This window comes from Clostridium sp. DFI.1.208 (genome assembly GCF_024463855.1).
GTDB lineage: Bacteria > Bacillota_I > Bacilli_A > Erysipelotrichales > Erysipelotrichaceae > Clostridium_AQ.
Window position 1 is genome coordinate 75825 of sequence record NZ_JANGCA010000004.1, and the last position, 10647, is coordinate 86471.

Here is a 10647-nt window from a genome sequence, read left to right on the forward strand (position 1 = left end):
AAACCAGACGTGTACAGTATAATGGTAACAGTTGCATGCACAGGAGGACACATGAAGGTCATAGAACACAAACACGTGATACCGATTATACGAAATACATTAAATGCATTGGATGCGCGGCTGGTGGATCACGGCTATCGTGTTGCTTTTTTGATGGAACAGACACTACGCCATGCAGGCCTCTTTAAAGGAAAAGAATTGCGCGATATTGTCATGACCTGTTTTCTTCATGATATCGGAGCTTATAAGACGGAGGAAATCGAGCAGCTGATTCAATTTGAAACCTGGGATATCTACCAGCATTCTGTATACGGCTATCTTTTTTTGAGAAATCTGTCCCCGCTGCGCCCGTATGCGGATATTATTTTATATCACCATATATATTACAGAAAGCTCAAAAATCACAATATACCCTATCTTCTGGTGTCACAGCTTCTCAGTCTTTGTGATCGTTTGGATGTCTATCAGCTCGAGTTGCCGCTTCGGGATGTGGAGGCCTTTCTTCGCCAGTTTGAGGAGGATTATTTCAGTAAGGAAGCGATTGACCTGTTTCTTTCCGCAGACGCACAGTGTCACATGCTGGATCAGCTTTATGTGCGGCATCAGGAGGTGAAGGTAGCGGTCTTTGATGAAATACCGTTTACGGAATCAGAAGGAAAAGCATATTTGCATATGCTCAGCTATGCGATAGATTTCCGCAGTGAATATATGGTAGCACATACCATCACAACGACAAGTGTCTCCACAACGCTTGCGGCGCTATGTGATTTTCATCAAGAAGAAATGGAAAAGGTGTATTACGGAGCCTTGCTGCATGATATCGGTAAGGTCGCTATACCGGTAACGATCCTTGACTTTCCCGGCAGACTCAGTCCGCATGACATGGCAGTTATGCAGTCGCATGTAACATATTCCATGAAAATTCTGCATGGTGTAGTCGATGAGGAAATTGAGCATATCGCTGTCCGTCATCATGAAAAGCTGAACGGTAAAGGATATCCTCTGGGATTGAAGGCGGAAGCTTTAACGACATCCGAACGCATTGTAGCAATAGCGGATATCATCAGTGCTCTCATAGGAAAGCGCAGCTATAAGGAAGCATATGATTGGGAGAAAATCAAAGAAATTTTACAGGAAATGGCTGAGGGGCAGTATCTGGATGATAGAATAGTACAGATTGCCTGTGACAATCTTCCTCACATCCTGCAGACGGTGAAGCGCGATTGTACACCGGTAATCGCAATGTATCAGGAAATACGACGTGATTATGAGCATAGGGTAGCACAGCTTGGCAGGTAAGCAGTACATGAATGTGACTGCATAGTTCAATAATTACAGCCACGCAGAGCTGCTGCATATGGCTATGCCGGGAAGAAATGCAGGAATTAAGCAAATAATCTTATAAAAATTTCTTTTTGATTCTGTACATAGGGAAGAAAAGATGATATAATAATCGCGGTCTCAGGGAAACAATTTCATGTGAAAGCTATTTCCTTATTCTGCCGGAGTGGCTCAATGGTAGAGCAACGCACTCGTAACGCGTAGGTTGATACATTAAGTGATGTACACGGATGCGAATAAATTCTAATGACAAAATATAAAGTGAGAGGACATAGTCCTCTTTGAAAATGCCGACATAGCTCCAACGGTAGAGCAATCCACTCGTAATGGATAGGCTGCTGGTTCAAATCCAGTTGTCGGCACCATGTAAATAACAAAATCACAGGTTGCGTTCTGTGATTTTTTTAATGATACAGCGAACTACGCAAAGTTCCGCAGAGTCCAGAAGGACTTAAGTAAGTTGAAGTATACAAAGCATACGAAATAAAAGCCACCCGCTATGCGGCTGAGCAAAAAAAGTTTTACAGTTGAATCACCTTTCCAATTATAATGGTGGTGTTCAAGCTACGTTTAGAAAAGGAAAGGTGATAAGCATGGCCAAAAAGTATAATTCATTAGCCCATACACGTAGAGGCGGGGTTCGATTCGTCGAAATACGTGAAAATCCTTTATTTTAGGTACTTTTTGAATCATTTTGTATTTACGGATAAGAGTGTGAATTATAGAAATAAAGAGCTTAAAAAGAATGTAGAGGTCTCAGTAGTAGCTGATATAGAGTGTGTTGATACAATTTAATATGGATTGTTTAGTACCGGATAAATCACTTATTATGTTTTCTATCTCACATACATAAGATAACATATTCAGCTATTGTATTGAATTAGAAAATGAAAGCATCCTGAAGATTGCGTTAATCGTATAGAGCAAGAAAATAAACAAGGCCGGCACGTAATTTGTACCGGCTTCTTTAAGGAAGAGGAGAAGGGAGGTGAAGTCTTACTGACTTCATGTTTAGTATAGGGCATGCTCATATTTTTATGCAGAATGAACGAAACTATACCTCTTAACAGGCGACAAAGTGTTTACATCACCTTGTATTTATACTATCTCTTATATGTGACATTACAAATTATGGAGGAGGAAATAAGAATTACAAAGAACCGCTGGACGAGCGGGGATAGCTTGCTTATGCTTAGGACGTTGTTTTATCGAACAAGAAGCTCCCACTTCTATGCTAGTCATAGCATAAATGGTGAGAGTACGTCACCTGTTGATCTATTATTTATTATTCAGACTTATTAAAATCATTGACTTCCCCTTTGAATTCGGCTAATATAAGATTGTATCGTAAAATAGACGAAGGAGTGATGGCGATGTACATAAAACGTCATATGGAAGAAATTGTGAAAGAGTGTATAGAGCAGTTTCCGGTATTACTAGTAACTGGACCGAGACAGGTCGGTAAAACTACAATGTTAACAAAAATATGTGATAATTACACCTATTGTACGTTAGATGATCCCCTGCTTTTAAGAGAAGCAGTAGAAGAAACGAATCTGTTTTTGATGAATAATGAGCCGCCTTTGCTAATAGATGAAGTACAGTATGCACCTGAAATATTCCGATATATAAAAATGAATGTGGATAAAAATAAAAGAAAGGGCGCATTTGTGTTGACTGGTTCTCAGGCTTTTCAGCTAATGAAAGGAGTCAGTGAGACGTTAGCAGGCAGAATGGCGGTTATTGAAATGCAGGGACTGTCACTAAGAGAAATATTTGGTGTTTATTTTCATAAGGAGTTTATTCCAACAACGGAGTATATCCAAGAGCGAAAGGAATTTATCAAAGCTTATGATCATATATGGGATATCATGCATCGTGGAACGATGCCTGCATTGATTGATAAAGCTATCAGCTGGGAAAGATATTATTCATCTTATGTGAAAACATATATTGAAAAAGATGTGAGACAGTTAGTAAATATAGCTGATGAACTGAAATTCATGAAGTTTCTTACAGCTTTAGCTGCAAGATGCGGTGAATTGCTTAATTTTAATGCGATTGCAAATGAAGTTGAAATCAGTATTGATACGGTGAAACGGTGGATTTCAATATTACAGACATCCGGTATTATTTTTTTGCTGGAGCCTTATTCTAATAATATATTAAAGAGAGTGGTGAAATCACCTAAAATTTATTTTCATGATACCGGTTTAATATGTTATTTGACAAGGTGGACAACTCCTGAAGTATTGAAAAATGGTGCAAAAGCCGGAAATATATTCGAGAACTTTGTTGTTTCTGAAATTATGAAAACGCATTTGAATGCTGGTAAAACGATATCATCTATATATTATTATAGAGATAAGGACAAAAAAGAAATTGATCTTATTATTGAAAAAGATGGCGTTTTATATCCGATTGAAATAAAGATGAGTGCAAATCCAACAAAGGGAATGGCTAAAAATTTCTCGGTTCTTCACAATATTCCGGATAAAAAAATAGGTATCGGGTGTATCCTTTGTCAATATGACAGTAAGCTTTATCTCAGTGAAAATCTTATCTCTCTTCCAATTACTTATATCTGATACAGAGCACTTCTACTGTGGAGGAAATGATTGCATAAGAATCATTCCCTGCAGCAAGCTTATAGGAATATCAGAATTACAAATGGTCTTGATGTGTATGAAATCTTATGTCTATTGCTAAAATCGACAGAAAACGACATATCGTGTGACAGTTTATAATCAAATGAATTACGTTGTTACCCTTGAAAAAGAAAGATGCCTAGACAGTAATTGCGCCATAGGCTATATCTCGTGGTCTTTTTTTGTTTTTCTGCTTACAGTATCTTATCATCGATCTTCTGTACATCATACTCTTGTAGAAACCGCCAATTGGTTACACCCGGGATATTCTTTTCATACTGACCAAGGATCAAAATCAATCCATCGTTTGCCTGACAAAAATAACTACAGACGATAAAGTCATCATCGTTTGTATTCTTGATTTAGATGCATGCACTACTGCGTTGATCGGAACGCTAAATACTTCGATAAAGCAGCTGATATGCAGCCTTCACCATCATACTGCTGAAGCAGCTCTTTTCTTTTCATCAAAGGCAACTGTATGACCATCTCATCACCAACAGGGAGTATACTTAAGGCAACGAAGCTGACAGGCGCCTGTCTGGCAGTGATACGGATTTTAAATGAATCCTTCATAACAAGCACTTTTGTATTCTGTGGAAGTCATGAATGCAGCTTTTGAACAAACGAGCTCTCCATTCAGAATACATTTTTTAGTTACACATGTTTGAATGTCAATCAGCTTGCGGATACAATGCCAGAAATGCCTTATCACGCTTGTTTCTTTAATCTGTGCCCTGATCAGCACGGGAGCTATATGTTTCTCGCGAAACAGGGCTTTTTGTTTCTGCATACGATAAGAATAATCGAATCATAAGCTTTTAAACAATAGCTGATCCATATGCGTGGATATTCCAGTCTTTTCCTCAACCAGCGCATGTAGGTATCCAGGTCGATGGAGCCAGCATTCAATTCCGCTATCTTTGCACATATTTCAGCCAGCAGATATTCGATATCCTCCTGCCTGATCTGTTCATCATACAGTACCTCTGTGATTGTGGAGAGATAGATCCTGCTTGCAGTTTGCACCGCCTTTTTTCTATCTGCCTACGCAAATATTCATCCCTTTTGCTTATGTTCACACTTCTTTCTTATACTAAGTATATTATGTGTTAAAAAGGATATACAGCAGTTATCAGTAAAAGTCAAATATTACATGCTGAAATCAATTACGTCCTTCTGTATAATAAAAAACGGTGATAAAATGAAATACATGAGAAAGGTGATTTTACAGGAGAAATTGAGACAGATACGGCATTGTCCAGTAACCTGTTTCTATGCTCCAAGGGGGAGTGGGAAGACGAAGCAAATCAAAGGCTATCTAAAAGCCAATCGAGTGCGGAGAAAATGGATCGATCTATTACAGTATCCCCTTTATGATGAAGAAAAGGTAGCTGAGCTAAAGGAGTTATGCAGGCAGCTCGATCCAAATGTAATCCTGATCCTGGAGCATTATACACAAGCGTATAAAGCGATTGTCCAGGAATTGGTCACAGAAAAAAGGCAGCTTGTATTGTTGATCAGTGATGAAATGCAGGACAGCTTTCATAAAAACTGGAATTATATCGATTTGCATGACATCTCCTTATCCAAACAAGAGCTATCAGCGGTTTGTGAAGAAAATGAAATCAAACTAACACAAAGCGATCTTGAGCTGATTTACAATGCAACATTTGGTTGGATACCGGCTGTTGAGGCTTATCTGAATTACTATCAGCATCATCAGGAAATCATGGAAACAGAGCATCTGTATGCAGTCGTGAAGAATATTTATCAGCATATATCAAAGCGCCTGAAAAAGCTGTTGCCGGTATTATCCCTGTGCAATTCGTTCACCAGAGAGCTGTGCCTGGATATGGTGGCATCCGCTTCTATAATAAAGGAGCTGGATAAGCTGGCGGAACACGGCTGGCTGATTCGTAAAACAATCAATCAGCAGTATGAAGTGGCGGACGCTTTACGGTATTTTCTAAAACAAAAGCTGCAGGATCAACAAGCGGATATCCGACAGCTGCACATCACATTTGCAAAGTGGTTTGAACAACACCATCAGATTATTGCGGCATTATACCATTATGATCAGGCAATGGAATATGAGGAGGTACTGCGGATTCTGGAAGACAGACGAAGCGTTACCTATGTCGATGTATCCAGCAGGCTGCTTTCCAAAATTTATGCACATATCCCAAAGGATGCCCTACGGGAATCGCCATACGCCTATCTGCGTGTTATCAATGACACTCTGACGTCCCTGAATGTCCGTCTGGGGCTGGAAATGCTGGAGGACTATGAACAGCGTATCCCATCCTATACGGTTCCACAGGACAGGCTGAACGGGGAGCTGCAGCTGATCTACGGCTATACACACATCAATAATATTTACAAAATGAATGCCTGCTTCAAAAAGGCACATGCGTATTTCCATGGAGAAATCTCCAGAATATCCAATTACGGTATGAATGTGACGCTGGGCTCTCCGCACACGATGCATATCTATCACAGAGCACCTGGAGATCTGGACCATCTAGTCTCCTATATCAAAGAGGAGCTGCAGTATTATCTGGACATCACAGGGAATCTGAATGCCGGATTTATCGAACAGGCAAAGGCAGAACAGTATCTGGAGACAGGAAGCTTTGGTCAGGCCATACAGAAGGCATGGGAGGCATACTATGTTGCCCAGACCCATCAACAGGAATCCATTATGATCTGTTCCCTGTTCACGATTCTAAGAGCAGCCTCCATGACACATGATGCGGAAACCGTACAGATGGTGAAGAAGCAGCTTCTTCAGATGCTGGAGCACAACGAAAACATCTACCAGAAATCCGCCATCCACAGTGCACTCGGGTATCACGATGCAATAAATAGAAATACAGAGGAAGCAGAATTCCATCTGCGGCGAATGGAAGATTGTACGATTGTCGACACCAATTACATCACCTATATCGTAAAGGGAATCGTGTTATTGTATCAGAATGAATATGAAAAGCTGAAATCCATTGCGGCGATCATGATGAGCTTCTATCAGCACGAACCACATGTGTTTGGAGAAATCTATGCACATATCTTTGAGGCTATCTGTTATTATAAGCAAAATAAAATAGAAATCGCAAAGCAGAAATTTCAAAAAGCTGTCGATATGAGTAGACCGGATGTTATAGTCTTACCTTTTCTGGAACTGTATGGGGGAATCGAGCCGCTGATGATTGCAATACAGAAGGATGAGCATATACAAACCATTCTTCAGCGCTACAAGAAAACCGACCATGGCTTGACTACGTATAAGCAGATTCTGACACAAAAGGAGCTGGAGGTCGCAAGACTGCTGGCAAAGGGCTATGCGAGAAAGGATATTGCCTGTATGCTACATGTGAGTGAGGAAACCATCAATACACATGCGAAAAGGACCTTCAGTAAACTGAAAATACATAGTAAAAGCGATCTGCTGGACCTCTATGTAAATGATAAGATTTAAAGAAAAAGTTGATAACCTGCGTAAAAAATCACCATTTTCTGGGGACGCGAGAAAATAAAATTTCTGATAAGATACATATGAACAAACAAACACTGCAGTGTTAACGTTCATATGTTTTTTTGTCAAAAAGGGCATAAAAAAAGTAGCATGTACGCTACCGGATTTGTTTCCTACAGTAGGTAACTGTAGGATATTTGATTCAATTTATTTATACCACTTAAATTGTCTTTTGTAAACATTTTCCAGTCATATTTCTGTCATTTGTTCATAATATGACGATTTTGTGACAGGAAATGCTACAATCCTTAATTATGAAAGGTTATTTGAATGTAAAATTGGAAATATTTAACAAAAAAGAAGGTCTTAAAATATACGATGATGAAAGGAGTAAATTCCAATGAGAAAATATACGATTGATCCGGAGAAGCTGGAAGCCTTCAAAGAACATAAGAAAACATATAAGAAGACACCGACACTGTCAAACTGGCTCAATGACTGGTTAAAGCACTGTATCAAGCCACACTGTAAGCCTTCCACCTATACCAATTACTCTTCATATATCCATAAACATATTATTCCTATACTTGGAGGGTATCTTTTGACGGAGCTGGAACCAGTCATGATTCAGTATTTTATCAAGGATCAGCTGGATAACGGAAGAATCAACGGAAAGGGCGGTTTATCAGCGAAAACAGTAGAGGAATACCGCAATATGCTGAATCTGGCATTGAATAAAGCTGTGGAGGATGGATACATGTCCTCAAATCCATGCCAGTTTGTACAGGTTTCCAGAGAACGTGCAGAGGAAGTCCGTACCTTAAGCATAGAGGAACAGGAACTAATACAGGAAAACGTTATTTTCAAATGGAAAACAGCCTCAGATGTCGCTATCCTGGTCGCAATGCACAGCGGTATGCGTATCGGAGAGGTTGCCGGTCTACAAATCAGGGATATCGATCTGAAGCGCAGACTGATCTATGTGAAGCGCTCTTTGAACCGCTTTAAGGATGATGATGGTAAATACAGTCTGCGTTATGGTACGCCGAAAAGCGGATGCGGCCGCTGTGTCCCAATGAACGATGACTTACATGCTGTATTATCTGTTTATATGGAGAGCATGCCATCTATATATAAGAAAACAGAAGCGCCATTGTTCACGAATAAGTCAGAAAAAGCGATGGAACCAAGGCTCATCAGCTATCATTTCCATAAACTTATGAAGAAATTGGATATCGAGGATGTGCATTTCCATTGTCTGCGGCATACCTTTGCGACCAGAGCGCTGGAAGCAGATATGAACATCAAGGTATGTAGTACGATTCTGGGACATGCCTCTACCCAGATTACAACGGATATCTATACACATGTCACACCACCGCAGATGGCTAGAGAAATGAAAAAAATGAACATACATAGATTAAAAGAAAACTACGCATGAACACCGGTTTATCCTACAGTTACCTACTGTAGGTGAAAGAATGATAGCACAAAGCTTCTATATTTGTCTACTATTTCAGTAGGATTTATTGGAGGAAATTCATGGGAGAAAACGGGAAGAAGGATCTGCTGGTAACACAGAAAGCCAAGGAACTGTGTGATTATGTGTTCTTGATATCCGAACGGATGCCGAAAAAAACAAGATTCACATTGACCGTGCGTTTACAAAACCTTGCTCTGGATGTCATGTCACATATCTACACCGCAAATGAAGTGTTCATACGGCATGACAGAGATAGGGAACGGATCGAGGAACGGATGTATTATCAGAGGAAAGCAGGCACGAGCTTGAAGCTGGTCGGTTATGTGGCACATATTGCATTACGGCAGAATGCCATCCTACCAAAACAGTTTGAAAAGCTCTCACAGATGATTTATGTATGCGGCAATATACTGGGAGGCTGGATACAATCAGATGTCAGTCGCTTACGTGCCATCGTCAGAAAAATAAGGGGGTACGGTAGCTCGGCGTTAGACAGAGGCAAAGCCGCGCCACCATCCGCCCAACGTCACCAACGCTGCATATCACATAGCCAGATGTATATCGTAGGTACGGTATGCCAGAGCACGATAGCAGATTTTCTGGTCCGGCCCATACAAGCGGGCGAATAAAGTCCTATCATGGACTGGACTTACAGCTATTTCAGTACATATTTTCTTGAAAGAGGGAGGTAGGATACGGATGATAACGACTGCATATGAGGAGATCACAGATTTTCAGACAATCTATGAAACTTATGAGAAATGCAGAAAAAAGAAACGGCCGACGTATGGACAGATCCGCTTTGAAATGAATCTGTCCAGTGAGCTGGTCAAACTGCAGAACAGCCTGAAGGATCATACCTATCGCATGAGCAATGTCAGAAAATTCCTCATCAAGGAACCAAAACCCCGTTGGATCACCGTATTACCATTCCAAGACAAGATCGTACAGAAGCTGTTGAGTGCGAATATCTTTCAACCCTACCTGGAAACACACAGTATTTATGATTCAGCCGCATGTCAGAAAGGCAAAGGTGTCACCTTTGCAATTTCGCGACTGACAAAACACTTAAGAAACTATTATAAAGAACACGGAAACAAAGGGTATTTCCTGAAAGCCGATATCAAAAACTTTTATCCAAGCATCACGGTACAGAATGTCAAAGACACCTGGCTTCCACAGATCGAAGATGAGAACCTGGCAAAACTGATTCAGCAGCTCCTGGACAGTCATCCAAAAGGCGTAGCCATGGGGAATCAGTTATCCACAATCTTTGCCGTCTTTTACCTTGATCCAATCGATCGATTCATCAAGGAAGAATACCGTCTAAAATATTACACCCGCTATGTCGATGACTTCATCTGCATTGCAGAGACAAAGCAGGAACTACATAATTTACTGATGCTGATGCAGCCAATCCTACAAAGGCTGAATCTTGAATTCAATGAAAAGAAAACGATGATCATCCCAATGAAAAATGGAGTGGATTACGTTGGATGGCATTTTTATTTGAATGAGAATGGCAGAGTTATCAGACGAATGCGAAAAGCAAGTAAGATTAAAATGAAGCGCAAATTGAAAGACTTAACTTGGAAAGTACAGCATGGAATCATAAGCCAGCGTGATTGGATACTCGGCACCAAAGGACTTGAATCACATTTGGCTCTACAAAAAGCACGAGAGTAAAATGAGTAGAACGG

The 10647-nt window shown here is 40.3% G+C and carries 7 protein-coding genes and 1 tRNA gene; 7 read left to right on the forward strand and 1 reads right to left on the reverse strand.

The window, feature by feature from the left end; all coding sequences use genetic code 11:
- Nucleotides 1-51: 51 nt before the first annotated feature.
- The 3 genes from NE665_RS03340 (at nt 52) to NE665_RS03350 (ending at nt 3929) form a co-directional block, all read left to right on the forward strand.
- Nucleotides 52-1299 carry an HD domain-containing phosphohydrolase gene (locus NE665_RS03340; protein ID WP_117443516.1) on the forward strand — a complete coding sequence of 416 codons (1248 nt, stop codon included), beginning with the start codon at nt 52-54 and terminating at the stop codon, nt 1297-1299.
- Between the two features lie 331 nt (nt 1300-1630).
- A tRNA-Thr gene (locus NE665_RS03345) sits at nt 1631-1706 on the forward strand.
- A 1008-nt stretch (nt 1707-2714) separates the two neighbouring features.
- Nucleotides 2715-3929, forward strand: coding sequence for an ATP-binding protein (locus NE665_RS03350; protein WP_117443517.1), 1215 nt, complete (start codon nt 2715-2717; stop codon nt 3927-3929).
- Nucleotides 3930-4364: 435 nt separating this feature from the next.
- Here NE665_RS03350 and NE665_RS03355 read toward each other — a convergent pair whose 3' ends face one another.
- Nucleotides 4365-4565, reverse strand: coding sequence for a hypothetical protein (locus tag NE665_RS03355; protein WP_117443518.1), 201 nt, complete (start codon nt 4563-4565; stop codon nt 4365-4367).
- Between the two features lie 628 nt (nt 4566-5193).
- Here NE665_RS03355 and NE665_RS03360 point away from each other — a divergent pair.
- The 4 genes from NE665_RS03360 to NE665_RS03375 all read left to right on the forward strand — a co-directional run bounded on the left by NE665_RS03360 (nt 5194) and on the right by NE665_RS03375 (nt 10633).
- The gene (locus tag NE665_RS03360) at nt 5194-7467 is read left to right on the forward strand and encodes a LuxR family transcriptional regulator (protein WP_178760004.1); all 2274 of its coding nucleotides are present in this window, start codon (nt 5194-5196) and stop codon (nt 7465-7467) included.
- Nucleotides 7468-7864: 397 nt separating this feature from the next.
- Nucleotides 7865-8905, forward strand: a complete 1041-nt coding sequence (locus NE665_RS03365; RefSeq protein WP_117443520.1) for a site-specific integrase — start codon at nt 7865-7867, stop codon at nt 8903-8905.
- A gap of 101 nt (nt 8906-9006) precedes the next feature.
- Nucleotides 9007-9576 carry a four helix bundle protein gene (locus NE665_RS03370; protein ID WP_233104556.1) on the forward strand — a complete coding sequence of 190 codons (570 nt, stop codon included), beginning with the start codon at nt 9007-9009 and terminating at the stop codon, nt 9574-9576.
- Nucleotides 9577-9646: 70 nt separating this feature from the next.
- The gene (locus NE665_RS03375) at nt 9647-10633 is read left to right on the forward strand and encodes an RNA-directed DNA polymerase (RefSeq protein WP_117443522.1); all 987 of its coding nucleotides are present in this window, start codon (nt 9647-9649) and stop codon (nt 10631-10633) included.
- Nucleotides 10634-10647: the final 14 nt, after the last annotated feature.